The organism is Acidovorax sp. JG5 (genome assembly GCF_017939685.1).
Taxonomy (GTDB): Bacteria; Pseudomonadota; Gammaproteobacteria; order Burkholderiales; family Burkholderiaceae_C; genus Acidovorax.
In genome coordinates this window covers 1-425 of record NZ_JAGKSE010000075.1, presented here as the reverse complement: position 1 = coordinate 425, position 425 = coordinate 1, and the positions used below count along the sequence as shown (strand labels likewise).

General features: G+C 62.8%; 1 pseudogene. It reads left to right on the top strand.

Annotated elements, in window-relative coordinates:
* Nucleotides 1–237 (top strand): annotated as a pseudogene (locus J8G26_RS19180) (IS91 family transposase); the annotation flags it as partial.
* Nucleotides 238–425: the final 188 nt, after the last annotated feature.

The following is a 425-nucleotide window of genomic DNA, read 5'->3' as shown; positions in this document are numbered from 1 at the left end:
CTGTGCCCCATGTGCGGTGGACAGATGCGCATCATTGCCTTCATCACCCACAGCGCCGAAATCCGCCACATCCTGAACCACATCGGGGTGGAGTCTGCCCCCCCGCACATCACCCCGGCACGCGGGCCACCGCTGTGGGAGGGCTGCGACGCGCCGGTGGATGATGGTGCGCAAGGCGAGCCGGATTGGGATCTGGCAGCTCAACCCGACGAGGTAGACCAGCGCGTCAATTGGTGACCCAGTGAAGCGGCGGTATCCATCGCTGCGGGGAAGCAGCTGCACGCGCGCCAGGCCCAAATGCATACTGCCTCCCAAGCTCTTGCCATTGAGCGGCAAGCGAGCGCTCAACCTTCCTTGGCCGAACGTGTTTCGAGGCCCAAAACTCGTGCCATACTTGGCCTCATGCGGTTGAATTTCCTATCCGT